Source organism: Tardiphaga sp. 768_D3_N2_1 (genome assembly GCF_052076105.1).
Lineage (GTDB): Bacteria > Pseudomonadota > Alphaproteobacteria > Rhizobiales > Xanthobacteraceae > Tardiphaga.
Map to the genome: position 1 here is coordinate 154594 of NZ_CP197245.1, position 25095 is coordinate 179688.

Annotated in this window: 32 protein-coding genes; 15 read left to right on the forward strand and 17 right to left on the reverse strand. The window is 61.5% G+C overall.

Annotation, left to right across the window (positions count from 1 at the left end):
- The first annotated feature begins 74 nt into the window (after positions 1 to 74).
- Complete coding sequence (locus tag AB8A27_RS00720; protein ID WP_441240249.1) at positions 75 to 1394, forward strand: dicarboxylate/amino acid:cation symporter; 1320 nt, start codon at positions 75 to 77, stop codon at positions 1392 to 1394.
- Positions 1395 to 1482: 88 nt separating this feature from the next.
- Here the strand turns inward: AB8A27_RS00720 and AB8A27_RS00725 are convergent, their stop codons facing one another.
- Positions 1483 to 1662 (reverse strand): hypothetical protein, encoded by a 180-nt coding sequence (locus AB8A27_RS00725; RefSeq protein ID WP_089261775.1) that lies wholly within the window; start codon positions 1660 to 1662, stop codon positions 1483 to 1485.
- A 146-nt stretch (positions 1663 to 1808) separates the two neighbouring features.
- Here AB8A27_RS00725 and AB8A27_RS00730 point away from each other — a divergent pair, with 146 nt between their 5' ends.
- The 4 genes from AB8A27_RS00730 to AB8A27_RS00745 all read left to right on the forward strand — a co-directional run bounded on the left by AB8A27_RS00730 (position 1809) and on the right by AB8A27_RS00745 (position 4338).
- Entirely contained in the window at positions 1809 to 2084 is a 276-nt protein-coding gene (locus tag AB8A27_RS00730) for a hypothetical protein (protein WP_441240250.1), read from the forward strand.
- Between the two features lie 193 nt (positions 2085 to 2277).
- On the forward strand, positions 2278 to 2709 hold the full coding sequence (locus AB8A27_RS00735) for a nuclear transport factor 2 family protein (RefSeq protein WP_371421185.1): 432 nt from the start codon (positions 2278 to 2280) through the stop codon (positions 2707 to 2709).
- Positions 2710 to 2830: 121 nt separating this feature from the next.
- Positions 2831 to 3727: a hypothetical protein gene (locus AB8A27_RS00740; RefSeq protein ID WP_441240251.1), complete on the forward strand. Its 897-nt coding sequence runs from the start codon at positions 2831 to 2833 to the stop codon at positions 3725 to 3727.
- Positions 3728 to 3897: 170 nt separating this feature from the next.
- Complete coding sequence (locus AB8A27_RS00745; RefSeq protein ID WP_092138991.1) at positions 3898 to 4338, forward strand: hypothetical protein; 441 nt, start codon at positions 3898 to 3900, stop codon at positions 4336 to 4338.
- A 355-nt stretch (positions 4339 to 4693) separates the two neighbouring features.
- Here AB8A27_RS00745 and AB8A27_RS00750 read toward each other — a convergent pair whose 3' ends face one another.
- From AB8A27_RS00750 to AB8A27_RS00760, 3 genes are all read right to left on the reverse strand, one after another.
- Complete coding sequence (locus AB8A27_RS00750; RefSeq protein ID WP_170849743.1) at positions 4694 to 4837, reverse strand: hypothetical protein; 144 nt, start codon at positions 4835 to 4837, stop codon at positions 4694 to 4696.
- A gap of 125 nt (positions 4838 to 4962) precedes the next feature.
- Positions 4963 to 5445: a MaoC family dehydratase gene (locus AB8A27_RS00755; protein ID WP_441240252.1), complete on the reverse strand. Its 483-nt coding sequence runs from the start codon at positions 5443 to 5445 to the stop codon at positions 4963 to 4965.
- 9 nt (positions 5446 to 5454) lie between these two features.
- Complete coding sequence (locus AB8A27_RS00760) at positions 5455 to 5913, reverse strand: MaoC family dehydratase (RefSeq protein WP_441240253.1); 459 nt, start codon at positions 5911 to 5913, stop codon at positions 5455 to 5457.
- A 178-nt stretch (positions 5914 to 6091) separates the two neighbouring features.
- On the opposite strand from AB8A27_RS00760, the gene AB8A27_RS00765 reads away from it, so the two are divergent.
- The gene (locus AB8A27_RS00765; RefSeq protein ID WP_092138998.1) at positions 6092 to 6403 is read left to right on the forward strand and encodes a DUF4282 domain-containing protein; all 312 of its coding nucleotides are present in this window, start codon (positions 6092 to 6094) and stop codon (positions 6401 to 6403) included.
- Positions 6404 to 6451: 48 nt separating this feature from the next.
- Here the strand turns inward: AB8A27_RS00765 and ychF are convergent, their stop codons facing one another.
- From ychF to AB8A27_RS00785, 4 genes are all read right to left on the reverse strand, one after another.
- Complete coding sequence (ychF, locus tag AB8A27_RS00770) at positions 6452 to 7549, reverse strand: redox-regulated ATPase YchF (protein ID WP_441240254.1); 1098 nt, start codon at positions 7547 to 7549, stop codon at positions 6452 to 6454.
- Positions 7550 to 7558: 9 nt separating this feature from the next.
- A complete protein-coding gene (gene pth, locus AB8A27_RS00775) occupies positions 7559 to 8182 on the reverse strand; it encodes an aminoacyl-tRNA hydrolase (RefSeq protein WP_115033951.1) in 624 nt (207 codons plus the stop codon).
- Positions 8183 to 8203: 21 nt separating this feature from the next.
- Positions 8204 to 8896, reverse strand: coding sequence for a 50S ribosomal protein L25/general stress protein Ctc (locus AB8A27_RS00780; protein WP_092139004.1), 693 nt, complete (start codon positions 8894 to 8896; stop codon positions 8204 to 8206).
- Positions 8897 to 9135: 239 nt separating this feature from the next.
- On the reverse strand, positions 9136 to 9387 hold the full coding sequence (locus AB8A27_RS00785; RefSeq protein WP_089261793.1) for an accessory factor UbiK family protein: 252 nt from the start codon (positions 9385 to 9387) through the stop codon (positions 9136 to 9138).
- A gap of 186 nt (positions 9388 to 9573) precedes the next feature.
- On the opposite strand from AB8A27_RS00785, the gene lgt reads away from it, so the two are divergent.
- From lgt to AB8A27_RS00810, 5 genes are all read left to right on the forward strand, one after another.
- On the forward strand, positions 9574 to 10425 hold the full coding sequence (lgt, locus tag AB8A27_RS00790) for a prolipoprotein diacylglyceryl transferase (protein WP_441240255.1): 852 nt from the start codon (positions 9574 to 9576) through the stop codon (positions 10423 to 10425).
- A 1-nt stretch (position 10426) separates the two neighbouring features.
- The gene (locus tag AB8A27_RS00795) at positions 10427 to 11551 is read left to right on the forward strand and encodes a class I SAM-dependent methyltransferase (RefSeq protein WP_441240256.1); all 1125 of its coding nucleotides are present in this window, start codon (positions 10427 to 10429) and stop codon (positions 11549 to 11551) included.
- The gene (gene pgeF / locus AB8A27_RS00800; RefSeq protein ID WP_441240257.1) at positions 11548 to 12315 is read left to right on the forward strand and encodes a peptidoglycan editing factor PgeF; all 768 of its coding nucleotides are present in this window, start codon (positions 11548 to 11550) and stop codon (positions 12313 to 12315) included. The genes AB8A27_RS00795 and pgeF overlap by 4 nt, the downstream gene beginning before the upstream one ends.
- A 197-nt stretch (positions 12316 to 12512) precedes the next feature.
- Positions 12513 to 13121, forward strand: a complete 609-nt coding sequence (locus tag AB8A27_RS00805; protein ID WP_441240258.1) for a hypothetical protein — start codon at positions 12513 to 12515, stop codon at positions 13119 to 13121.
- A gap of 166 nt (positions 13122 to 13287) precedes the next feature.
- On the forward strand, positions 13288 to 14241 hold the full coding sequence (locus tag AB8A27_RS00810; RefSeq protein WP_441240259.1) for a ribose-phosphate pyrophosphokinase: 954 nt from the start codon (positions 13288 to 13290) through the stop codon (positions 14239 to 14241).
- Positions 14242 to 14252: 11 nt separating this feature from the next.
- Here the strand turns inward: AB8A27_RS00810 and AB8A27_RS00815 are convergent, their stop codons facing one another.
- On the reverse strand, positions 14253 to 14765 hold the full coding sequence (locus tag AB8A27_RS00815) for a 6,7-dimethyl-8-ribityllumazine synthase (protein WP_441240260.1): 513 nt from the start codon (positions 14763 to 14765) through the stop codon (positions 14253 to 14255).
- Between the two features lie 422 nt (positions 14766 to 15187).
- Here AB8A27_RS00815 and AB8A27_RS00820 point away from each other — a divergent pair, with 422 nt between their 5' ends.
- The 3 genes from AB8A27_RS00820 (at position 15188) to proC (ending at position 17014) form a co-directional block, all read left to right on the forward strand.
- Entirely contained in the window at positions 15188 to 15688 is a 501-nt protein-coding gene (locus tag AB8A27_RS00820) for a YbjN domain-containing protein (protein WP_441240261.1), read from the forward strand.
- Entirely contained in the window at positions 15685 to 16116 is a 432-nt protein-coding gene (locus AB8A27_RS00825) for a GNAT family N-acetyltransferase (RefSeq protein ID WP_441240262.1), read from the forward strand. Before AB8A27_RS00820 ends, AB8A27_RS00825 begins: the two co-directional genes overlap by 4 nt.
- Positions 16117 to 16186: 70 nt before the next feature.
- On the forward strand, positions 16187 to 17014 hold the full coding sequence (proC, locus tag AB8A27_RS00830; RefSeq protein WP_441240263.1) for a pyrroline-5-carboxylate reductase: 828 nt from the start codon (positions 16187 to 16189) through the stop codon (positions 17012 to 17014).
- On the opposite strand, the gene AB8A27_RS00835 is transcribed toward proC, so the two are convergent.
- Genes AB8A27_RS00835 through AB8A27_RS00845 form a run of 3 tightly spaced genes read right to left on the reverse strand, consistent with a single transcriptional unit; the run spans position 17015 to position 19710 of the window.
- On the reverse strand, positions 17015 to 18403 hold the full coding sequence (locus tag AB8A27_RS00835; RefSeq protein ID WP_441240264.1) for an ATP-binding protein: 1389 nt from the start codon (positions 18401 to 18403) through the stop codon (positions 17015 to 17017).
- Between the two features lie 18 nt (positions 18404 to 18421).
- Positions 18422 to 19147: a response regulator gene (locus AB8A27_RS00840; protein ID WP_089261813.1), complete on the reverse strand. Its 726-nt coding sequence runs from the start codon at positions 19145 to 19147 to the stop codon at positions 18422 to 18424.
- Entirely contained in the window at positions 19144 to 19710 is a 567-nt protein-coding gene (locus tag AB8A27_RS00845; RefSeq protein ID WP_441240265.1) for a MarR family winged helix-turn-helix transcriptional regulator, read from the reverse strand. Before AB8A27_RS00845 ends, AB8A27_RS00840 begins: the two co-directional genes overlap by 4 nt.
- A 233-nt stretch (positions 19711 to 19943) precedes the next feature.
- Between AB8A27_RS00845 and AB8A27_RS00850 the strand changes: the two genes are divergently transcribed.
- The gene (locus tag AB8A27_RS00850; protein WP_441240266.1) at positions 19944 to 21056 is read left to right on the forward strand and encodes a branched-chain amino acid aminotransferase; all 1113 of its coding nucleotides are present in this window, start codon (positions 19944 to 19946) and stop codon (positions 21054 to 21056) included.
- Between the two features lie 60 nt (positions 21057 to 21116).
- Here AB8A27_RS00850 and AB8A27_RS00855 read toward each other — a convergent pair whose 3' ends face one another.
- From AB8A27_RS00855 to pgsA, 5 genes are all read right to left on the reverse strand, one after another.
- Positions 21117 to 22514, reverse strand: a complete 1398-nt coding sequence (locus AB8A27_RS00855; RefSeq protein ID WP_441240267.1) for an MATE family efflux transporter — start codon at positions 22512 to 22514, stop codon at positions 21117 to 21119.
- 145 nt (positions 22515 to 22659) lie between these two features.
- Entirely contained in the window at positions 22660 to 23724 is a 1065-nt protein-coding gene (prmB, locus tag AB8A27_RS00860; RefSeq protein ID WP_441240268.1) for a 50S ribosomal protein L3 N(5)-glutamine methyltransferase, read from the reverse strand.
- Positions 23724 to 24194, reverse strand: coding sequence for a molybdenum cofactor biosynthesis protein MoaE (locus tag AB8A27_RS00865; protein ID WP_441240269.1), 471 nt, complete (start codon positions 24192 to 24194; stop codon positions 23724 to 23726). The genes prmB and AB8A27_RS00865 overlap by 1 nt, the downstream gene beginning before the upstream one ends.
- Positions 24195 to 24219: 25 nt before the next feature.
- Positions 24220 to 24471 carry a molybdopterin converting factor subunit 1 gene (gene moaD / locus AB8A27_RS00870; protein WP_068731149.1) on the reverse strand — a complete coding sequence of 84 codons (252 nt, stop codon included), beginning with the start codon at positions 24469 to 24471 and terminating at the stop codon, positions 24220 to 24222.
- Entirely contained in the window at positions 24468 to 25079 is a 612-nt protein-coding gene (pgsA, locus tag AB8A27_RS00875; RefSeq protein WP_092139034.1) for a CDP-diacylglycerol--glycerol-3-phosphate 3-phosphatidyltransferase, read from the reverse strand. Before pgsA ends, moaD begins: the two co-directional genes overlap by 4 nt.
- Between the last annotated feature and the right edge of the window lie 16 nt (positions 25080 to 25095).

The window sequence follows — 25095 nt, forward strand, 5'->3', positions numbered from 1 at the left end:
CCACAGCTAACCACCCCTATGTTTCCAGCGCGGCTGTCGATGGTGATGAGCGCTTTTCAAGGGAAGAAACCACGATGGCCAAGCAACCCTGGTATCGCGTTCTCTATATCCAGGTGCTGATCGCGATCGCGATCGGCGTGACAGTCGGTTACTTCTATCCGGATGCCGGCAAGGCCCTGAAGCCACTCGGTGACGGCTTCATCGCGCTGATCAAGATGATGATCGCGCCGGCGATCTTCTGCACTGTCGTTCACGGCATCGCCTCGATCGGCGACATGAGCAAGGTCGGCCGCATCGGCGGCAAGACGCTGCTCTACTTCGAGACGGTCTCCACCCTGGCGCTGCTGATCGGCCTGCTGGTCGGCCACTTCCTGCAGCCCGGCGCCGGCTTCAACATCGATCCCTCCACGTTGGACGCGAAATCCGTCGCCAGCTATGTCACCCGCGCCAAGGAGGAAAGCTTTGTCACCCATCTGATGGCGATCATTCCGACCTCCTATTTCGACTCGCTGGCCAAAGGCGATCTGCTGCAGGTGCTGCTGGTCGCGATCCTTTCGGGCTTTGCTATTTCGCATATGGGGAAACCCGGCGAAAAGATTGCCGAAGGCGTTGATCTCGCCGGCAAGATGTTCTTCCGCATCATCGGCATGATCGTGCAGCTCGCGCCCATCGGCGCCTTTGGCGCGATGGCATTCACCATCGGTTCGTTCGGCCTCGGCGCCCTCGTCAATCTCGGCTATCTCATCTTCACCTTCTATCTGGCGTCGGTGCTGTTCGTATTGCTGGTCCTCGGCGGCATCGCGCGCGCCTTCGGTTTCTCGATCCTGCGCTTCATCGGCTATATCAAGGACGAACTGCTGATCGTGCTCGGCACCTCGTCGTCCGAGACCGTGCTGCCGCGCATGATCACCAAGATGGAAGCCCTGGGCGCATCGAAGCCGGTGGTCGGCCTCGTCATCCCGACCGGCTACAGCTTCAATCTCGACGGCACCAATATCTATATGACTCTCGCCACGCTGTTTCTGGCGCAGGCCACCAACACGCATCTCACCGTCGGCCAGATGGCCGCGGTGCTGGGCGTCGCGATGCTGACATCGAAAGGCGCATCGGGCGTCACAGGTGCGGGCTTCGTGACGCTGGCCGCGACGCTGTCGATCATCCCCGATATTCCGATCACCGCGCTGGCCATCATCGTCGGCATCGACAAGTTCATGAGCGAATGCCGCGCGCTCACCAATCTGATCGGCAACGGCGTCGCCACCATCGTCATCAGCCGCTGGGAAGGCGAACTCGATCGCCATCAGCTCCACGAGGCGCTGCTGCATCCCATCGATTTCGGCGAAGAGATGGAGCACCGCCCGCTGGAAGAACTGCCGGAAAAATCGGCCGCCTGATCGCTCTATTCAGGACACCCGATCCGGCATCAGCGTGGCCGGGTTTACTGGCATTCCTTTGATATAGACACCGCCCGCCGCATTGCGATCACCCCGAACGGCGGTTGCTGGTGTTCTGCGTGAGATTGCCGTGCGCGGCCTGCTCGCGAATATTGTGCTTCTCGTCGTCGCGATGACCCTTGGTGTTATCGAGCGTGACCTTTGGCGCGCTGCCGGGTCCCTTGTCGCTGCAGTTATCCTCGGGAACGGGCTGGATGTGCTTGGTCATCGGGAATCTCCCCTTGCAGGTCGAGAGCAACGCAGCTGCTCAAACAGCGTTCCTTAACCAGCCCCGACACATGAAATCGCCGCCCGCCGTTGAACCTTCTGGCGCCGTTGTTTGACGCATAAAACAATGTTGAGTGGGGGCGCTGCATGAAAATCGCGTTGCTGATCTTGCTGGGTCTGGTTCTGGGGTTGCTCGGTGGAGCGGCTGTGGGGATCGGAGCCGGCGTCGCCTGGGTCGAATTGTTCAAGACCAGCAATTTCGAGGGCTACAGCGCCATGCTGGTGTTTTTCACCTTCATGCCCATTGGCGCACTTCTCGGCGCCGTCGGCGGGGCCCTGCTGTTTGGCATCATGGCCGCCCGTAACACCGATATCGCCGTCGAGCGGCTGTCCCTGCAAGAGCGCGATCAATCCTACCGGTAAGGTTATGCCGGCGCCATAATGCAGCTTAACGTTTTGGTGAGCAGATCCTCACCACGAACATTTGTGCATTGCAAAATAATCGGTTGAATTTTAGCGAAATTATATTACTCAACGCACCAAGCAATTTGTGCGGACCGCCCCGGCGACGTTGCCCCGGCGCGCAAGAGTTTTCAGCCATTTCAGGATTATCCCAATGACAGAGCATAGCCTCTGGCGTTTCTCACGCGCGTTGCATCGCGCCATCAACGAACGCCAGCTCGACCACCTCGCTGACATCATCGACGACAATATCGAGTGGGCGGTCTACGGGCCGATCGATATGTTTCCGTTTCTCGGTGCGCGCCACGGCAAAGCCGCGGTGCTCGATGTCTGCAAGCAGATCGCCGACAATGTACGGGTGCATCGCTTCGAGCGGGAGTCGATGATCCTCGGCGATGAGTCTGGCTCCGCCATGATGCGCTTCTCGCTGACCGCGCTGGATTCGAACCGCCCCATCAGCCTGCGGCTGGCGCAATTCGCCCAGTTCAAGGCCGGGCGCCTGACCAGTATGCGCGTGGTCGTGGATACGTTCGACCTCGTCGAACAGGCATTGGGCCGCCCCATCCATCTGCCGAAGATCGCCTGATCAGCGCGGCGATTGCCCATCGCCACGTTCATCCCCAGCGAAATGTTGCGACGCCACAATTCCGCCGGGCCTGATGGTATTATGTGCCAATCGATCCGCGATCTTGCTGGGCAGTGGCACGATGGCTTCAATCAAACCGGCATATTGGGCGCTCATCGCAGCATTCGGTGGAACCGCGTTTGCCTTTCCGGCTCACGCGCAGAATCCGTGGCGCGGTCTCGTCGACGTTGCGCCGCCTCCCGGCGAAATAGAGCAGGTCGACACGGCCGCCACTCCTCCTGCTGACACCCCGGAACCCGACTGGAGCCTCTTGAATACCGACGATTCGCCGACGGCGAAGGCATCACTCCGCGAAAAGCGCTCGTCACTGATCGTCGGCAGCCCGTCGTCGAGCTGGACCAACAATGAGAGCAACGGCGCGTCCGCACTCTCGGTCAAGCAGTCGGTCACGCCATTCTGGGATACCCGCGTCGGCGCCGACATCAATGTGGCGCGGCAGACCGCGCCGCGCAGCGCAGCTGACGCCTATCGCAATCAATTCGGCGACGGCACGGCGCAGGCCCAATCAGGCGGCACCGCCTGGGCGGCAGCGACTGCTCCCGGTGTGGGTTCGATCTGGGACAAGACGGCGATCGAAGCGCGCGTCGATCCGGGTGCAGATCAAACCAAACTCGGCACTTCGCTCAGCAAATCGGTACCCATTGCCGGCGATCAGTATTCACTGACGCTGCAGAGCGGCTACAACGTGATTCAGCAAGGCAATATTCCGGCCATTGGCTACAACGGTCGCCCGACGCGCAGCTATGAGACCGACCAGCTCGCACGCTTCAACATCACCGATACCGGCACCAGCTTCATCGCCGGACAATCGCTCGCAACCACCGACGACAAATGGCTGCGCAAGTTCGGTGCCGAGCAGAAGCTGTTTGGCGGCGTCAACGTCTCCGGATCGATCAGCGAGACTGTTCAGGGCGTGACCAACAAAACGTTCTCGGCCGGCTTCAAGCATAGTTGGTAAGTAAGTTTTAATACACTTTGCCAGATGATTGCCGGCAAAGATCGGCGCCCCGCCGCATATTCGCCGCGATCTCGTCAAAATCCACTGCGCAGATGTACACGTAAATTTGTCATGCGGGGGACCGCGCTCGCTCACTGTGAAGTTCACTTCACGCAAACAAGGAAGAGCTGATGAGTGCCATTCGTTCAGAACAGACAGAAGCCAAAGATGACGACAGCAACCTCGCCGCTGTGTCTGAAGTCGAAGCGGGCATCCGCGACTTCGTGCGCAACGATATCGCTTACCTCCGTCGTCCGGTGCCTGGCATGGTGAACAATTCAAGCGAGACCAGCAGCAGCACCGATGCGCCGCTGGAAACAACCACCGAAGCGACCGTCAACAGCGTCAACTCGCTGATCCAGCGTGTCGCCGGCACCTCGCTCGGTGAGATCGAGAAACTGGTTTCCGAACTGGAGAGTCTCCGCGACCTGCTCCACGCCGAAGGCCAGCGCGTTCAGCGCGAGATCTCTGGCTACGCCCAGCTCAGCCAGGCCGCAATGAAGTCGACCCGCCTGATCGCCGACAATGTCGCTCAGTGGAAGCGTACCGCTGACGGTCTGCGTCACGACTGATCCGCACTGGATCGCCCGAATCACAAGCCGCCGCCCGAAAGGGCGGCGGCTTTTTCGTGACCCCGTTCAATTGAACTTTATTCGTTTTGTTCCCGACCAACGGCTACGCAGCATCCGTGAACTGCTTTTGGGGGAATCAATCCGTGGAGACCATTCGGCCGAACAAAACCGATCCCATTCCGGCGCGCAGCAACGCGCCCAGGATGGGGACTATTATCTTGCGTTTTGTCGGATTGCTATTGGTGGCTGTGGCGCTGCTCGCCTGGGCCTGGAGTCGCTGAGGTCATCATCATCGACCCCACTCACGAAAAAACCCGCGCAGTTCGGCGCGGGTCTGGTTAGCAAATCGTAAAAATTACTCGCTGACGACCGCGCTGCTCTCGAGCGTATAGGCGCCATCGGCATAGCCCTTGACCACCATGCAAGTGGCCAGCATCACCGCAAGCGTCACGCTTGCAAAGATGAAGCCCACAAATTTCAATCCGGTGCGGTCAGCCATTGTCGTCCCCAAAATCGTCCTGCGAAGTGTCGTCTCAGTCGTCATACCCGTGTGTCGCAGATCACGCTCACAAGGTTCAGAACCCCTTAACAGAGCCAGGGTTCCCTCGATAAAATTTGAAATGGTTAAGCCGCGTCGCCCCGTTGCGGCAGGAAGACCGAACCGAGGAAGCTGTAGACCTCCTCGCCGCGCTGATTAACGGCAACGTTCTTCGACTGCAAGATGCCCCAGCCCGGACGCGTCGCCGTCGCCCGCACGGACACAACCTCGCTGCTATAGGTCAGGGTGTCGCCCGCAAGAACAGGCTGGATCCAGCGCAGATCGCGAAAACCGGGCGATGGGCCACCGACTGGAGGCTCTTCGCCACGCGCCTCTGCTTCCGCCTTTGCGCGCTGGCCGTCGGCCACCAGCAACTTCATGCAGACCGACGCGACGTGCCAGCCCGACGCTGCGAGACCGCCGAACAGTGACTTGCGACCGGCCTCTTCATCGAGATGGAATGGCTGTGGATCGAATTGTTCGGCAAACGTCTTGATCGACTCGGCCGTGAACGTGAACGAACCGAGTTCGCGGCGATGACCGATTTGGATGTCTTCCAGATAGCGCATGCTGCGACCCTAATTCCCGGCGGCGGCTTCACGCCGCCCGATCATGATGGGCGTGATCATCTCGGAAATCGTCTGCCCCTTGGCGTTGAGCATGCTGAACTTGAATTTCACAATGCCCAAAGTCGGTCGGCTTTGTGATGCGCGCGCTTCGACCACTTGGACATCCAGCGTCAGATCGTCGCCAGGGCGAAATGGCGCGAGCCATCGCATCTGCTCGACCCCTGGCGATCCCATCGATGCGCTCTTGTGCAGAAACCCGTCATAGATCATGCGCATCATCAACGAACACATGTGCCAGCCGGAACCGGCAAGTCCCTTCAGCATCGAGGCATTCGCCGCATCCTCATCAAGATGCATCGGCTGCGGGTCATATTCCCGCGCATATGCAACAATCTCGTCGCGGGTGATGTGACGCGGCCCAAATGTGCCGAAATGGCCGGGCTTAAAATCTTCAAATGTCAGGGTCATAATGGGGGATGCCGTCGAGGAAGCCTGATTGTGGCCGTTATTTGCAGCAATCTCAACCCGGTCGCTTGCATGGCTTTCCCGCGATCCTGCCCGTCAACGTGGTCGGGCCGGGATATTTGAAGCCGTTTATCGATGCGATTGAATTTGTCATACATCTACCGGGCGGGGGATTTCACCGATGTTCGAATTTCGGGATTTGTTTCAGTGGGACCGTTTCATCACACCCACAATCATCAAGACGTTCTACTGGCTGGTGATCGCACTGATCATTCTGTTCGGCATCTCCGGGATCTTCTCCGGTCTCGCCGCAATGGCCATAAGCCCGTTCGGCGGCTTCATCCTCGTGATGTCGAGCCTCGCCAGCGTGATCGTCGGCATCATTTTCGCGCGCATTGCGGCTGAGTTCGTTCTGATCGTGTTTCGCATCAACGAACATCTCGGCGCGATAAGGGATCAGGGGCAGACGCTGGGTCAGCACCAGCAGTATTAAGCGCTTGAGCCCCGCTCCTCGATCATGTGAGGAGCGGGGCCAAGACACTTAGGTATTAAAGCGGAAATGCAGCACGTCACCGTCGGCGACGACATATTCCTTGCCTTCCAGCCGCAGCTTGCCGCCATCGCGTGCGCCAGCTTCCCCGCCAAGCCTGACATAGTCGTCATAGCCGATGGTTTCCGCGCGGATGAAGCCCTTCTCGAAATCCGTATGAATGACGGCCGCGGCCTGCGGTGCCTTGGTGCCCTGCGTGATGGTCCAGGCGCGCGCTTCCTTGGGGCCGACGGTGAAATAAGTGATGAGGTGCAGCAGCGCATAGCCGGCACGGATCAGCTTATCGAGACCGGCTTCTTCAAGACCGAGCGTCTCGAGAAATTCGGTGCGCTCTTCGCGAGACAGCGTAGCGATTTCGGATTCGATCTTGGCTGAGATCGCGACCGCGACGGCGCCTTCTTTCGCGGCATGCTCCGCAACCCGCTTCGAATATTCGTTGCCTTCGCTGGCCGCGCCTTCTTCGACGTTGCAGACATAAAGAACAGGCTTGGACGTCAACAGGCCGAGCATGCGGAACGCACGCTCCTCTTCCGGCTTGCGCTCGAGGCCACGCGTCGGCTTGCCGTCACGCAACAGCACCAGGGCGCGCTGGACCAGATCGAGCTGCTCCTTGGCATCCTTGTCGTTGCCCTTGGCCTTCTTGGTCAGGTTGTCGATGCGCTTTTCGCAAGAATCCAGATCGGCGAGCATCAGCTCGGTCTCGATGATCTCGATATCGGCGAGCGGATCGATCTTGCCTTCGACATGGGTGATGTCGTCATCGACGAAGCAACGCACCACATGGGCGACAGCATCGACTTCGCGAATAGTGGCGAGGAACTGGTTTCCAAGACCTTCGCCCTTCGAGGCGCCCTTCACCAGGCCCGCGATGTCCACAAAGGTCAGGCGCGTCGGAATGATCTGCTGCGATTTGCCGATCTCGGAGAGCTTGTCGAGCCGCTTGTCTGGCACAGCGACTTCACCGACATTCGGTTCGATGGTGCAGAACGGATAGTTCGCAGCCTGCGCAGCAGCGGTTTCCGTGAGCGCATTGAACAACGTCGATTTGCCGACATTCGGCAGTCCGACGATCCCGCATTTGAATCCCATGACCCTGTCCTAATTCTTCGACGGCTTCTCAGCGGAGCCGTTGTCGTCTTTCGACGTGAAACCTTTGGCCTGCATCGCCAGATGCACCTTGTTCTGGAACGACGAGTCCTGACCACCGACCAGCAGACCGACATGGTCGGACACCGCATCGTTGAACGCTTCGAGCTGAGGTCGTTCGGCCTTGGCGAAATCGCTCAGCACGTGATTATGCACCAGCTCCTTGGCACCGGGATGTCCGATACCAAGACGAACGCGCCGATAGTCGTTGCCGACATGCGCGGAGATCGAGCGCAAACCGTTATGTCCGGCAATGCCGCCGCCGACCTTCACGCGCACTTTCGCGAATGGCAGTTCGAGTTCGTCGTGAAACGCGGCGATGTCGCCGAGTGAAATCTTCAAATAGGCGGACGCTTCCTGTACGGAGCGGCCGGACTCGTTCATGAAGGTCATCGGCTTCAGCAGGATGACGCGCTCGCCAGCCAGCGTGCCTTCCGAGGTCTCGCCCTGAAAGCGACGGCGCCACGGTCCAAAACCGTGACGCCGCGCGATATCGTCGAGAACCATGAACCCGATATTGTGCCGGTTGCCCTGGTATTTGGCGCCAGGGTTTCCGAGTCCAACAAAGAGAAGCATGACGCGGAGCTCCGCGCCGAATTACTTCTTCTTCGCCGGAGCGGCGGCGGCAGCCGGAGCCTTCGCGCCGGCAGCGGGAGCCTTGGCACCAGCAGCAGCCGGAGCAGCCGCGGCAGCAGCTGCGGGGGTCGCGGCTTCTTCACCGTAGCCCGACGGCGGCACGATGGTGACCAAGGTCAGGTCGGCATCGCGGGCCAGCGTCTTCACGCCCTTCGGCAGCTTGATGTCGGTGATGTGCAGCGACGAACCGATATCGAGCTGGCTGACGTCGGCTTCCAGATACTGAGGAATGCTGTCGGCTTCGGCTTCGAGTTCGATCGTGTGGGTCACGATGTTGATCGTGCCGCCACGCTTCACGCCCGGAGCGGATTCACCACCGTTCACGTGCAGCGGAACGCTGACGCGGATGGTCGCACCTTCACCGAGGCGCAGGAAATCGACGTGAAGCGGGAAGTCCTTGACCGGATCGAGGTGGAAGTCGCGCGGAATCACGCGGTGCTTCTTGCCTTCGAGTTCGATGTCACAGATCGTGGTGAGGAACCGGCCAGCCTGGATGCGCAGGCGGAGTTCCTTGTCATCCAGCGAAATCGCCACTGGGGGCTTGTTGTCACCATAGATCACAGCCGGAACCCGGCCGGCGCGACGCTCTGCCCGTGCGGCCCCCTTGCCGCTCACCGGACGTGCGGTCGCCTTCAATTCCTTGACGGTCGCCATCGTGTAAGTCCTTGTTTTCTAAAAAGTTAAAGGCCGCAATGCGGCCCGTTTTCACGTTGCAGCAAGCCTCCAGGGGTGCGGGGGCTGCGGACGTGAGCGGCTTCTACCGCCGAAACGCCAAAAAGACAAGGAAATGACAGGCTTTTTCTGCGCCTGCCGGACCGCCCAGGAGCCGTTTCACCGTCATATGCAGGCCGGGTGTTAACCGGCAGCCGCCTAGCCGCTCGCAGGAACTCCGCTTATCCGCCCAGCTTGGCTTCCAGCGCCGCAATCCGGGCCTTCAGCGCCTCGTTCTCCTCGCGGGCAAGCCGCGCCATGTCCTTGACCGCCTCGAACTCCTCACGCTTCACGATATCGAGGTCGCGCAGGATCTTCTCGGCCTGGTTACGCACAACCGTGTCGACCTCGCGCTTGACGCCCTGGGCCGCGCCGGCGGCATCGTTCATCAGGCGGCCGATCTCGTCGAAGAACCGATTGTTGGTCTGGGTCATGGCAAGAACTCCGGTCGGATGAACAAACACGCTGGATCGCAATTGGCGATCCCCGGGATCGACAATGGCGATCCCGGCCGCGCAGTTCAAGTATCGCCTGCGTTTCGCGTTCACAACTGCGGAAGTCCCTTAATTCGTCACAAGCCAATGCTTTACTGGCGGCATCGGGAGCCGTAAGCCCACCACATGCCATTCCTGACCATCGCCTTCCCCGTTTTCGATCCGGTCGCCATCGCGATTGGCCCGATTGTCATTCGCTGGTACGCGCTGGCCTATATCGGCGGCATCGTGCTGGGCTGGATCTATGCCCGTGCACTGATCAAAAGCACGAAGCTGTGGGGCGGCCCGTCGCCGATCTCGCTACTGGATTTCGACGACTTCATCCTGTGGGTGACGATCGGCATCATTGTCGGCGGCCGCACCGGCTATGTGCTGTTCTACAATCTGGATTTCTTCATTGCCCATCCCGCCGAGATTTTCGAACTCTGGAAGGGCGGCATGTCGTTCCATGGCGGCTTCATGGGCTGCGTCTTTGCCGTGTTTCTGTTCTGCTGGAAGCGCGGATTGTCAGTCCTGTCGCTCGGCGACATCACCTGCGCCGTCGGCCCGATCGGGCTGCTGCTCGGACGCCTCGCCAATTTCATCAACAGCGAATTGTGGGGCCGCCACGCCGACGCCAGCGTGCCATGGGCGATGGTGTTCCCCAATGGCGGGCCGCTGCCACGCCATCCCAGCCAGCTCTATGAAGCTGGCCTCGAAGGCATCGGGCTGTTTCTCATTCTGGCCCTGATGATCCGGGCTGGTGCGCTGAAGCGGCCTGGCCTGATCCTCGGCGCCTTCATCTTTTTTTATGCGGTCGCGCGCATTATCGGCGAATTCTTCCGCGAGCCGGACCCGCAACTCGGATTTCTGTGGGGTGGGCTCACCATGGGCATGCTGCTCTCCGTGCCGATGATATTTGTGGGACTCGTTTTGATGGTGCGCGCCTGGCGAAAGCCGCAGGCATCGCTCGAATTGAGTCCGGGCAAGAAGGCCTGATGTGACCGACCAATCGCCGCTACAGGATGAAATCAAGCGCCTGATCAAGTCCACCGGACCGATGCCGGTGTGGCGCTACATGCAGCTGTGCCTGACCCATCCGCAACACGGCTACTACATTTCCCGCGATCCGCTCGGCCGCGAGGGCGACTTCACCACGTCGCCCGAAGTCAGCCAGATGTTCGGCGAGCTGCTCGGCCTGTGGTCGGCCTCGGTCTGGCGCGCGATCGGCGCACCGCCCTTCCTGCACCTGGTCGAACTTGGCCCCGGCCGCGGCACCATGATGGCCGACGCGCTCCGTGCCCTGCGCGTGCTGCCGCCGCTGTATCAGGCGCTCAACGTGCATCTTATCGAAATCAATCCGGTGCTGCGCGAGAAGCAGAAGGCGACGCTGTCCGGCGCCCGTAACATCACCTGGCACGACAGTATCGAGACCGTGCCCGCGGGGCCGTCGATCATCCTCGCCAATGAATATTTCGACGTGCTGCCGATCCATCAGGCCGTGAAACGCGAAAACGGCTGGCACGAGCGCATGGTGGATATCGACAGCACTGGACAGCTGATCTTCAGCGCGTCCATCGATCCGTTGCCGCGCTTCGACGTGCTGCTGCCGCCACTGGTGCGTGCAGCACCGGTCGGCGCCGTGTTCGAATGGCGTCCCGATACCGAGATGATGAAGATTGCCAGCCGCGTCCGCGACGAAGGCGGCGCGGCTCTGATCATCGATTACGGCCATGTGCGCAGCGATGCCGGCGACACCCTGCAGGCTATCGCGCAGCACAGCTATGCCGATCCGCTGAAGAATCCCGGCCAGGCCGATATCACCGCGCATGTGGATTTCCAGGCGCTCAGCCGCGCGGCAGAGGATATCGGCGCACGCGTCCATGGACCGGTGACGCAGGGCGAGTTCCTCAAGCGCCTCGGCATCGAGACACGCGCGCTTACCCTTATGGCCAAGGCCACGCCGGAAGTATCGGAAACCGTTTCCGGCGCGCTGAAACGCCTGATTGACAGCGGCCGCGGCGGCATGGGCTCGATGTTCAAGGTCGTCGGCATCTCCGATCCCAATATCGACACGCTGGTAGCGCTGAGCGACGACACCGGCATCGAGGCCCCGAAACCATGACTTTCACATCGTCTCTGTTGTCAGCCATTCCGGGCCTGCGCCACGCGTTCTTCACACGCGACGGCGGCGTCTCCGAAGGCATCTATGCCGGCCTCAATGGCGGACTCGGATCGAACGACGATCCCGCGCATGTGGCGGAGAACCGCCGGCGTATGGCGGCAGAGATGGGCGTCGATTCCCTGCACTTCCTCACCGCCTATCAGGTCCATTCGCCTGACGTCGCCGTCGCCACCGTGCCGTGGGACGGCGCATCGCGCCCGCGCGCCGATGCCATGGTCACGAAGGTAGAGGGCCTGGCGCTCGGCGTCACGACGGCCGATTGCGGACCGGTGCTGTTTGCAGATCCCAAGGCCCGCGTCATCGGTGCCGCCCATGCCGGCTGGAAGGGCGCCTTCACCGGTGTGCTCGAAGCCACGATCGCGGAGATGGAAAAGCTCGGCGCGGATCGTTCCGACATTGTGGTCGCCATCGGTCCGCTGATCCGCCAGCCAAGCTATGAGGTCGGCGCAGAATTCGTCGAGCGCTTCACACAGGCCGACGCTGGCTTCGCCCGGTTTTTCATTCCCTCGACCCGCGCCGGTCATGCCATGTTCGACCTCGGCGGATTCATCCGGATGCGGCTGGAGCAGGCCGGCATTGCCCTCATCGATGACACCGGCATCGACACCTATCCCGACGACAACCTGTTCAGCTATCGCCGGTCGGTGCATCGGAAGGAGCCGGATTATGGCCGCCAGATCCACGCCATCGTGCTCGAGCGGTAACCCGCCGTTGACGCGCCGTTATCCTTAACGCGGCCGAACTGCCTCAAACTGAACGTGAATTGTCGGGGAGCGGTGACCATTTCGGTCACCCTGGAAAGACCTGTGGCCGCGCTGCCCTAGACCTTAACGCATTTTAACGATATCGCTCGACCTGTCCGGTGCCGCTTGCGGCCAACGGACGGTAGTCGGGACGCCCTATGCGATTTTCTGCCCTTACGACCGATCGAGCCAGACCGCGCCTGATCCAGGCTGCGCTGTTGCTGACCGTAGCGTTCGGGCTTGCCGGCTGCGCCAATGTCCCCAATTCAGGCGGCGCCATGAATGCGCAGGCCAGCCTCTCCACCCCCACCGGCCCTACGGTCGCATTCGAGTCCATCGACGGGCCCCCGCCGCAGGTATTCGACCGCATGGTCAACCTGCTGGATAGTGAAGCGCGCCTGCGCAACCTTGCGGTTGTGTCGCGCAAGGACAGCGCGGCTTTCCGGGTCCGCAGCTATCTCGCGGCCCAGGTTCGCGGCGGCCAGACCTCGATCGCCTGGGTGTGGGATGTCTATGACCGCGACCAGAATCGCGCTTTACGCCTGTCGGGCGAGGAACAGGCCGGCAAAGGCGGCCGCGATGCCTGGGCCACTGCCGATGACCTTGTCTTGCGGCGGATCGCGCAGGCGGGGCTCACCGGCCTCAATGGCATGATCAATGGCACCACGCCCGGCGAGCAGCCGTCCGCGCCGCGTGGCGACGGACCCGCCATCGCCAGCACCGATGAATTGCCTGTGCGAGCCACCGCATTTGCCGAGACGCGCTGACTTCAGTTCACATTAAGTAGAGGCCCGTTTTTACGCAGGAAAACAGCGGCCCACGGGTTGCCAGCGGATGGCCGTCCTTGATATCACCTCGCTCAGCTAGACGAGTTCTTGTGGGTAATCCGATATGCTGAACGTTGTATCCACCAAGCCGCGGGGAGACGCGTCGATGTCGGCCAAGAACGGTTCGATCAAACTGGTCGCCGGTAATTCCAATCCTGTCCTCGCACAGGAAATCGCAACCGCGCTGAATATCCCGCTGACCAAGGCCAGTGTCCGGCGCTTCGCCGACATGGAAATCTTCGTCGAGATTCAGGAAAACGTCCGCGGCTCCGACGTCTTCATTCTTCAATCCACGTCGTTCCCGACCAACGACCATCTGATGGAATTGCTGATCATCACCGATGCGCTGCGCCGCGCTTCCGCGCGCCGGATCACCGCGGTGATCCCCTATTTCGGCTACGCTCGCCAGGACCGCAAGGCCGGTGGCCGAACCCCGATCTCGGCCAAGCTGGTCGCCAACATGATCACCCATGCCGGCGCCGACCGCGTCATGACGCTCGACCTGCATGCCGGCCAGATCCAGGGCTTCTTCGATATCCCGACCGACAACCTCTATGCCGCGCCGCTGATGGTGCGCGACATCAAGGAGAAGTTCGATCTCGCCAATGTGATGGTGGTGTCGCCCGACGTCGGCGGTGTCGCCCGTGCCCGCGGTCTTGCCAAACGCATCAACGCGCCGCTCGCCATCGTCGACAAGCGCCGCGAACGCCCCGGTGAATCCGAAGTGATGAACGTGATCGGCGACGTCGCCGGCTACACCTGCATCCTGATCGACGACATCGTCGACTCCGGCGGCACGCTGGTGAACGCCGCCGATGCGCTGCTCAAATACGGCGCCAAGGACGTCTCCGCCTATCTCACCCATGGCGTGCTATCCGGCGGCGCCGCGGCACGCATCGCCAATTCCAGGCTCAAGGAATTGGTGATCACCGACTCGATCCAGCCCACGGAAGCCGTGATCAAGTCGCCGAACATCCGCGTGCTCTCGGTTGCCTCGCTGATCGCCGAAGCGATCGGCCGCACCGCATCGGAAGAGTCGGTATCGAGCCTGTTCGACTAAGGCTCGCGCTTCTACACGATCCCCGCCGCCACCTGCCCGCGCAGACGCTCCAGACTGAGCAGCGTCTCGGCGCAGGCTGCTGCGACCTTGAGGCCGCTCTCCGCGAAGTGCTTGCGGAAAAATGCCGCGCGCTCTTCGGTCTCGTGGAAATCCTCCGGCGCCGTCACGGCCGAGAACACCGGGATCTCGGTACGTAGCTGCACATCCATCAGCGCACGGATGACGGTGTCAGCCACGAAGCCGCGGGTGCCGCTGTCGATCACGAGGCCGGCCGCGACGATGGCCGTATAACGCCGCGTCTTGGCCAGCACCTGAACATGCAGCGGGATCTCGAACGAGCCGGGCACTTCGAACAGATCGACCTGTGAGGGGCTGATATGGCGCGCCTCGATCTCACTCAGAAACGCCTCCCAACAGGGCGCAACGATGTCGCGATGCCAGGATGACTGCACGAAGGCGACGCGTTGTGGCTTGGCGAAGCGCGGGTGCTGGATTGCGGAGGACTCGGACGTCGTGTCGTTCATGGCCTGATACTTTCGTTAAGGCCAAAACTATGCCGAAACCGAACCGGCCCAGCAAGGCCATCCACAGGCTATATCGGAACCAAACAGGACTCCCGCGAGGCCGGGAAAGCTTGCAGGTCCCGCGGCGGAATCAATAGTTACCACCCAACCGAACTCGTGACGCGCGAGGGCGCACCGCACAGACTCGCAATCCGGGAATCCGATTCCGGTTTGTTCTCGTTGCGACCAGATGACCTGTGGATGAGGGACGGTTTGTCTGTGGATGGATTCGTGGTGCCGTTGCGCAGATTCCGCAAATCACATCACTTCGAACTCGCAAGGTCTGGACGAATAGAACTTGCAGCCTGCAGCGACGCTCCGACATTTTCGCGTACCGGCCAGCTGTTTGCATCATCACATTTCAAGAGCAAGGTCGCGACGGCATGTCACTCCTCGAAGGCACTATCGATTCACGGCTCAACCCGCTCGCCGTTGTCGAGGATATCGCCGCCGATCATAACTGGGCGTTCGAGCGCTCCGGCGAAGACGAAGTCACAATTGTTTCCAAAGGTGACTGGATCGATTACCAGCTCTCCTTCACCTGGATGAACGAGATCGAGGCGCTGCATCTGGCCTGCGCCTTCGACATGAAGATTCCCCCCGCTCGCCGCGCCGAAGTGCAGCGCCTGATCGCCGCGATCAACGAACAGATGTGGGTCGGTCATTTTGATATCTGGACCAACTCGGGCATGGTGATGTACCGGCAGGCACTGGTGCTGCCCGATGGCCTCACCGCGACAACCGCGCAGTGCGAAGCAATGCTCGTCTCGGCGATCCATTCCTGCGAGCGCTACTATCCGGCATTGCAGTTCGTGGTGTGGGCCGGCAAGACCGCAGCCGAAGCGATGTCTGCTGCGATGTTCGACACTGCCGGCGAAGCATGACCAACGCGCCGGTCATCACCGTGCCGGATGCGCCCGGCGAGGCTGAACGGCTGGTGGTCGCAAATGCGTTGCTGGCCTACAATACCAAGACCGTTGGCCCCAACAATCACCAGCCGCTCTCAATCCTGATCCACGATCCAGCGACCGGCGAGCCGATCGGCGGCATCTGGGGCAAGACCGCGTTCAACTGGTGTTTCGTCGAGCTGTTCGTCGTGCCCGAACAATTTCGCGGCCAGGACATCGGTTCGAAGGTCCTCGCCAAGGCGGAAGAGATCGCGCGTGAGCGCGGCTGCATCGGTCTGTGGCTCGATACCTACTGGTTTCAGGCGCGGAGCTTCTACGAGAAGCAGGGCTATGAAGTGTTCGGCGAAATCCCGGACTATCCGCGCGGCGGTCCGCGCTACTTCCTGAAAAAGAGTCTCGTCTAGACGGCTTCAGGCTGTGCAGCCCGCGCCGCAATGATATGGTCCCAGCCATTCTGACAGCCGGGACCTTACGATGACTTCCACCTCACACACGCTCAACGACATCGACGGCCACATCGTGCTGGCCGGAGCCGGCAAGATGGGTGGCGCGCTGCTGACGGGCTGGATCGCCGGCGGGCTCGATCCCAAACGCGCCGTTGTGATCGACCCGTATGTCTCCGACGAGATCAAGGCGCTTGCGGCCAAGGGCGTCCGTCTCAATCCGGATGTGAAGAACATCGGCGCTGTCGCCGCGCTGGTCCTCGCCGTGAAGCCGCAGATGTTCGCCGAGGTCGGGCCGACGCTGCGCACGATCGCCGCATCATCCCTCGTGGTCTCGATCATGGCCGGCACGACCATCGCCGGCATCGCCAGGACCTGCGGCGGCAAGGTGGTGCGCGCGATGCCGAACACGCCCGCCGCCATTGGCCGCGGTATCACCGTGGCGGTTGCCGCGAGCGACGTATCGCAGGAGCAACGCAGCCTGACCGACTCGCTGTTGCGCGCCACCGGATCGGTCGAATGGGTCGAGGACGAGAGCCTGATCGATGCCGTCACCGCCGTCTCCGGCTCGGGACCTGCTTATGTATTCCTGCTGGCCGAAGAAATGGCTCGCGCCGGCATTGCTGCGGGCTTGCCCCCTGAACTCGCGATGAAGCTTGCCCGCGAGACGGTGTCCGGTTCCGGCGAGCTCCTCCGTCAGTCCGATCTCGACGCGGCGACGCTGCGCAAGAACGTCACCTCGCCCGGCGGCACAACGGCCGCTGCGCTCGGTGTCCTGATGGCTGACGACGGCTTCGAGCCGCTGTTGACTCGCGCGATTGCTGCGGCAACCGCGCGGTCGAAGGAACTGGCGAAGTAACTAAACCGGCACCCGCACCACCGCCCGCAAGCCACCCATCGGACTATCCGTCAGCGTGATATCGCCGCCATGGGAACGCGCGATATCGCGGGCGATGGCGAGGCCGAGACCTGTGCCGCCTTCGTCCTGATTGCGCGCGTCGTCGAGCCGCAGGAACGGCTTGAACACTTCCTCGCGCATGTCGGCGGGAATACCGGGGCCGTCGTCGTCCACCGTGACCGTAAGATAGCGATGATCGCGATGCCCGGTGATGGCGATATCGTTCGCATGACGCGCGGCGTTCGAGACGAGGTTGCCGAGACAACGCTTGAACGACGCCGGCTTCACCGTAACGATCGGCAACCCGTGGAACGTGACCGTCGCCTTGTGGCCGTTGCGCTCGGCATCGCTGCGGAGTTCTTCCAGCGCCGCTGCCATGTCTGTCGGCTGCGCCTGCTCGCCACTGTCGCCGCGCGCAAAGGCGAGATAGGCCTCGAGCATGCCCGACATCTCGTCGATATCCTTGCGCATGCCATCGACTTCCGGACCGTCCTCGATCAGCGCCAACTCCAGCTTGAAGCGCGTCAGGATCGTGCGCAGATCGTGCGAGACGCCGGCCAGCATAGCCGTGCGCTGCTCCATCGCGCGTTCGATACGCGCCTTCATTTCGATAAAGGCGTTGGCGGCCCGGCGAACTTCGCGTGCACCGCGCGGCCGGAAATTCGGCGCTTCGCGGCCCTTGCCGAAACTTTCGGCGGCGTCAGCGAGTTTGAGGATCGGGCGGATCTGGTTACGCAGGAACAGGATCGCGACGATCAGCAGGATCGAGGACGTCCCCACCATCCAGAACAGGAAGATTTCCGAATTCGATGCGTAAGCTGCGCTGCGCTGGGCAAAGATGCGCATCACGGCATCATCGAGCTGGATCCGGATTTCCACCAGATTGGAGCGGCCGACCGTGTCGATCCAGAACGGCCGCGTGATCTGCCGGCCGATCTGCACCGACAGCGCCTGATCGAGCAGCGAGAAGAACGGCTTCGGACCAGGCGGCGGCATATCGCCGAGCGGCAGGAAATCCACCACGAGGCCAAGGCGCTGCTGAGCGATGGCTTTGATCTGCGTGCGGTCCTTATCCTGCGGATAGACTTTGTAGACGTCGATCAGCGTCGCGATGTCCTGCACCACGGCCTGCGACAGGCGGCGGGTCACCGTGTTCCAGTGCCGCTCCATGAACACGAAGGCGACCACCGACTGCAGCAGCACCATCGGCACGATCATGATCAGCAGCGTGCGAGCATAGAGCCCCGTGGGCATCACGCTCTTGAAACGCCGGCCCATCAGACTGTGCGCCGCGGAGACGCGGCCTGCCGCAGAGCGGAGGATGGTAATGCCGGTGTCGAGCGTACTCATCGCGCCAACTTCATCGAACTATGGCGACGCGACGAGGCGATAGCCGATGCCACGCACGGCCTGCAGGAAGAGCGGATTGGCCGGATCGGTCTCGATCTTGCGGCGCAGGCGATTGATCTGCACGTCCACCGCACGCTCGTTCACGGTGCCACCGCCTCCGGTGAGTTCACCGCGCGGCACGGTCTCGCCGGGCGCCGCGGCCAGCACGCGCAGCATGTCACGCTCGCGGTCGGTGAGATGAATGATCTCGTCGCCCTGGCGTAATTCACCGCGCGCGAGGTGATACACATAAGGCCCGAACTGCAGCGACTCCGCCCGCTCCACCGGCACAGGCGCACTGCGCTTCAGGATGTTTGCGATGCGCAGCACCAGTTCGCGCGGCTCGAATGGCTTGGCAACATAGTCGTCGGCGCCGATCTGCAATCCCTCGATCCGGCTTTCCGCCTCGTGCCGCGCCGTCAGCATGATGATCGGCACGGCCGAAGACGTCCGAATGAAGCGCGCGAGTTCAAAACCGGTCTCGCCTGGCATCATCACATCCAGGATCAGGAGATCGAAATGCAGACCGAGCAGCTTGGCGCGTGCTTCCTTGGCGCTCGGCGCCGTGGTGACGCGGTAGCCTTCGCCAGAGAGAAAGCGCGAGAGCAGATCGCGAATACGGCGGTCGTCATCGACCAGCAGCAGATGCGGCGCATCGTCGGCCAATGGCACCGGCATTCGTTTGGCGGCCTGAGCTAACATCATGTCTTGTTTGTCCTGCCGTCAGTTTTGGCGGATGCCTGGCCCAGGATGACCTGCAGCACCTTGTCGGGATCATTGCGGTCGATCATCGCCGAGAGAAACCTGCCGATCGCTTCAACTTCGACCGGCGTAAAATCCTTGAGCGCGCGGTTGATACGATCGGTCTGCAAGCCCGCGAGCTGCGCAACGAGAGCTTCGCCTTTGGCCGTGGCGAAAAGAAGCCGTTGCCGCCGGTCGGCCTCACCGGATTTCTGCACGATATACCCTTCATCGAGCAATTGCTTGAGGACCCGGCCCAGCGACTGCTTCGTGATACGCAGGACATCGAGCAGATCGGCGACCTTCAGGCCAGGATAGCGATGCACGAAGTGAACGACGCGATGATGGGCGCGCCCGAAGCCGAACTGGTCGAGCACATCGTCGGGATCTCCGACGAAGTCGCGATAGGCAAAGAACAACAGCTCAATGATGTCCCAGCGGGGCGGTTTCGCAGGATCGCCGCTGGCTTGCCGCTGGATTGTCTCAAGCGATCGTGACACCGCATCCTTGGAATTTAAGTCAGCCATATTGACATATCTTGGGTTCAATCTTACAAAACTGACCATCGCGACGAAATATTAGAACTCTCGCCGCACGGTCCCAATAGGGCCGATCTGAGAACCATACCGGACTTCGGCATGGCGCTAAAGCCTGTCCTCGGCATCCACCGGGGCCGGAAACGCTTTTGCCGTGGGTCCGGACTTGACGTAGAACATCGACGACGCCGCTAGCCGCCGCGTCGCAAGCCAGGAGTAAGGTCATGGGAATTTCGTTCGATAAAGTCGATGGCGCGACCTGGCTGAAGTTCGACGTACAGCCCGCAGCGAATGCTGTGTCCGATGCGGACCGGGCGACGAAGCTCAAGGATCCGGGTTTCGGCCGGGTTTTCACCGATCACATGGCCATCGTCCGCTACAACCAGACGGATGGCTGGCATGGCGCGCGCGTCGAATCCCGCGCGAATTTCCCGCTCGATCCGGCCGCGGCCGTCCTGCATTACGCGCAGGAGATTTTCGAAGGCCTCAAGGCCTATGTGCGTGAAGACGGCGGCGTGAATCTGTTCCGTCCCGATGCCAATGCCAAGCGCTTCCGGAATTCGGCCGATCGCATGGCCATGGCGCCGCTGCCCGAGGCCGTGTTCATCGAAGCAGTCGAGCAACTCGTGCGCATCGACCGCGCCTGGATTCCATCAGGCGAAGGCAGCCTCTATCTGCGCCCCTTCATGGTCGCGAGCGAGATCTTCCTCGGCGTGAAGCCGTCCGCGGAATACATCTTCGCTGTCATCGCCTCGCCGGTCGGTTCCTATTTCAAGGGCGGACCCGCCCCGGTGTCGATCTGGGTCTCGGAGAACTACACGCGCGCTGCGATCGGCGGCACCGGCGCCGTCAAGTGCGGCGGCAATTACGCCGCCAGCCTGCGTGCGCAGGCCGAGGCCATCAGTCACGGTTGCGATCAGGTCGTCTTCCTCGACGCGGTCGAGCGCCGTTACATCGAGGAACTTGGCGGCATGAACATCTTCTTCGTGTTCGAAGACGGTTCGCTGCTGACACCGCCGCTTGGCACGATCCTGCCAGGCATCACGCGCGATTCGATCATCGCACTGGCGAAGAATAAGGGCACGCAGGTGCGCGAAGAGCCCTATACGCTCGATCAGTGGCGCGCCGACGCTGCCAGCGGCAAGCTGAAGGAGGCTTTTGCCTGCGGCACGGCGGCAGTCATCTCGCCGATTGGCCAGGTGCGCTCTGCGAGCGGTGATTTTACCATCAATGGCGGCGCCGCAGGCCCCGTTGCGATGGGACTGCGCAAACAGCTGGTCGACATTCAGTACGGCCGCGCGCCAGACCCGCACAACTGGATCCGCAAGGTTCTGTAAGCACGAGCGCTTCAAGACGACAAATGCCGCAACCTTTCGAGGCTGCGGCATTTTTATTTGTTAAGTCGCCAATATGAGCCCGAGTTGCTCGCGCCGGGTCCAGCGCCAGAGCATGACCGGTGCAACGACCGCCAGACCCGCTGCCAGCCCAATCCAGATGCCGACGCCGCCGAAGCCCAGCTTGAATGCGAACAGCAGGCTGAGACCCATGCCGAAGCCCCAATAACCCAATGCGGCAAAGATCATCGGCACGCGCGTATCCTGCAACCCGCGTAGCATCCCTGCAGCAACCGACTGCGCGCCGTCCGCAATCTGGAACACCGCCGCACAAAACAGAAACGACATTGCCGTATCGATGACGACGGCATTGGCGGGATTGCTCAGATCGATGAAGGCGCCAATCAGAATACGCGGCGCAGCCAGCAACAACATGCTCATCGACGCCATGAATGCCACCGCAAGGCCGAATGCAGTCCATCCCGCTCGCGTGATGCCATCGCGGTCCACGGCGCCTTTGGCCAATCCAACGCGGACAGTTGCCGCCTGGCTCAGTCCCATCGGCACCATGAAGGAAATCGATGCGATCTGGATCGCAATCGCATGCGCCGCGATGGCGGCCGTTCCAAACTGCCCCATCAGGAACACCGCCGCATTGAAGACGGTAATTTCGAATGCAAGCGTTGCGCCGATCGGCAGACCGATGCGCCATAGCTTTGCGAGGCGTGGCCAATCGGCGCGCCACCAGTTGCCGAACAAATGATAACGCCGAAACTTGGGATGCCATGCGACGACGAGCGCAAAAACTGCGAACAGAAAGATGTTCGACAGAGTGGTCGCAAGGCCAGAGCCGCGCAGACCCATCTCCGGAAATCCGAGATGGCCGAACACCAGAACCCAGTTTGCAGCAGCATTGAACAGAATGGTGACGCCCGTCACCAGCAGTGCCCAGAGCGGACGTTGCACGGCAGCGACAAAGGAGCGCAACACGATGAAGCCGAGCGCGGGCAGGAAGCCCCATTGCAGCATATGCACGAAGCTCTGGGCGTCGGCAGCGGCCTGCGCCTCCTGACCGAACAGCAACAGAATCGCCTCGGCATGCCAGAGAATGATCCACGCGGGTATCGAGACGATCAGCGTCGTCCACAAACCCTGCCGAAATGTTCGCCTGACATCGCGCACCGCATGCAGCTTGCGGCCGATCGCCTCCGCCATCATCGGCGACGTCGCGGTGACGAGGCCGATGGCGAAAATCAGAAGCGCGAAGTAGAGATTCACGCCCAGCGCCGACGCAGCCAAAGCCTCCGCGCTCACGCGGCCGAGAATGATTACGTCGGTCGTTGTCAGTGCGATCTGTGCCAGATTGGTCAGGATCAGCGGCCAGCCGAGCGCCAGCATCGCCCGTAACTCGGCGAGCCACAGATCGCGCGTCAAAGCCTTCTGACCCACAGCCAGCAGCATGGAATCCTTCACTCGATTTGAGTGACGCGGCTGCAAGGGCTGTCGCGTCAAAATCCGTCCGACAACGATGTCGGACATTCACACATCAAAATTCGCGTGAGGATGCCGTGATAAACGCTACGAGCGTGTTTGACCAGATGCCGAACTAGCCAGCGCCGCGACCTTGCAGCGCAGCAGCGGACACCCAGAACACTTCGCCTTCGGAATCTTCGGTGTCCAGCCAGATCAATGGCAGATCAGGGAAGGCTTCATCGACATTGGCGCGGCCGCGGCCGATCTCGCAGAGCAAACCGCCATGCGGATTCAGGTGATCGCCAGCCTGTTCAATGATCTTCCTGACGATGTCGAGCCCATCATCGCCGCCATCGAATGCCATGGCGGGTTCCGCCAGACATTCATCCGGCAAATCCGCCATGCCCTGCGCATCGACATAAGGCGGATTGGTGATGATGAGGTCGTAGCGGGTATCGCCGAGCGGTTCGAATAGATCGCCCTTGTAAAGCGTCAGTCGCTCGTCGAGCCCGTAATCAATGACGTTGCGCATAGCAACGGCGAGTGCCGCGGGGGATAAATCGGCGGCGTCGACCTGCGCATTGGGGAACGACTGGCTGGCCAGGATCGCGATACAGCCGGAACCCGTGCAAAGATCCAGCACGCTTTCGATCTCCCTGGGATCGTCGATCAGCGACCCGCCTTCACCGTCATCACCGCTGAAATGCGAATCCAGCAATTCGCCGATGAAGGAACGCGGCACGATGGTGCGCTCGTCCACATAGAACGGCAGGCCGCGCATATAGATCTTGTTGACCAGATAGGCTGCCGGTTTGCGTGTGGTCACGCGGCGATGAATGACGTCGAGGATCTGCTTGCCTTCGGCCGCAGTCACCCGCGCCATGGCAAAATTCTCGAACTGGTCTGGGTGCAAATGCAGGACTTCACAGACGATGAAGGCGGCTTCGGCCACGGGATCCGTCGTACCATGCGCAAAAGCGAGCTTCGCCTCGATGAAGCGGCTGGTGGCATAGCGCACATAGTCGAGTAGCGTCGCGAGTTCGCCCGGCGCGACCTTCGGCAGGGTCGCCGTCGCGATCTTCTTCACGGAGCTCTTTGCTTTTGCAGAAGCCTTGGCTGCAGTTTTCCTGCTCGCAGATTTCTTGACCGCCTTCTTGGCAGTTGCCTTCACAGTCTGCTTCTGAGTCTTCTTGGCCATCAGTTCTTATCCCAGCGCGCCGCGGCGTCGTCATCGTCGGTCTTCGCAGCAATCCAGCTGCTGCCACCGGCGGTTTCCTCGCGCTTCCAGAACGGAGCATGCGCCTTGAGGTAATCCATCAAAAACTCGGCGGCCTGAAACGCCGCCTGGCGGTGCGCCGACGCGGTCAGCACCACCATGATATTCTCGCCGGGCAGGATGCGGCCGACACGGTGAACGATCGTTACGCCCGTCAGCGGCCAGCGGTTCATCGCCTCGTCAGCATGACGCGCAATCTCCGCTTCGGCCATCCCGGGATAATGCTCCAACGTCAGCGCCGTCGTCGCATCGCCAGCGCCCTCGCCTCCGCGGCAGATGCCGCTGAATGTCACCACCGCGCCGATATCCGTCCGGCTCGCCGTCAAAGCCGCGATCTCGCGGTTGACGTCGAAATCGGCATCCTGGATGCGGATGGTCACGTTGGAGGTCATGAGATCAACGCAGTCGTTGGCAAAATCAGCCGCCAGTCATCGGCGGGAAGAATGCAATCTCGCGGGCGCCAGCGATGACGGTGTCAGGCCGCACATGGGTATGGTCAATGGCGGCGCGGATCACTTTCGGCGTCTCGAACGCATAGGCATATTCGTCGCCGCGCGTGCTCAGCCATCCGATCAGATCGCCGACGGTGCGCACGGCCGCCGGCGGCTCGACCGTCTCCTCGGCCTTGCCGATCCGCTCGCGCACCCAGGCAAAGTAGACAACCTTCATGCATCCTCCTCGATGAGGTGATGGATGCCGGAACGGAAATAATCATATCCCGTATAGATGGTGACGAGCGCTGAAATCCAAAGCAGCAGCAGGCCGAGCTGGGTGGTGATCGGGATCACCTGATCGCCGGCCTCGCCGGCCAGCAGAAAGCCGATCGCGATCAGCTGGGCCGTCGTCTTCCACTTCGCCACCTTGGTGACCGGGACACTGACCCGGAGTGCGGCGAGATATTCGCGCAGGCCCGAAACCAGAATCTCGCGGCACAGGATCACGATGGCCGCCCACAGGGTCCAGCCATGGATGATGCCATCGGCCGCCAGCATCAGCAGGCAGGAGGCCACCAGCAGCTTGTCGGCGATCGGGTCGAGCATTCGGCCAAAGGCCGACTGCTGATTCCAGATCCGGGCGTAATAGCCATCGAGAAAATCCGTGACCGCGGCACCGATGAAGACGGCCAGCGCGACCCAGCGCAGCCATAGCGGGCCATCCATGATCGACTGCGAATAGATGCAGCCGACCACCACCGGAATGGCGGCAATGCGGGCCATGGTCAGGATATTTGGCAGGGACATCGCGGAATTCGCGGCCCGTCTCGTGGTCACTGTCATCCGTCTTACCAATACT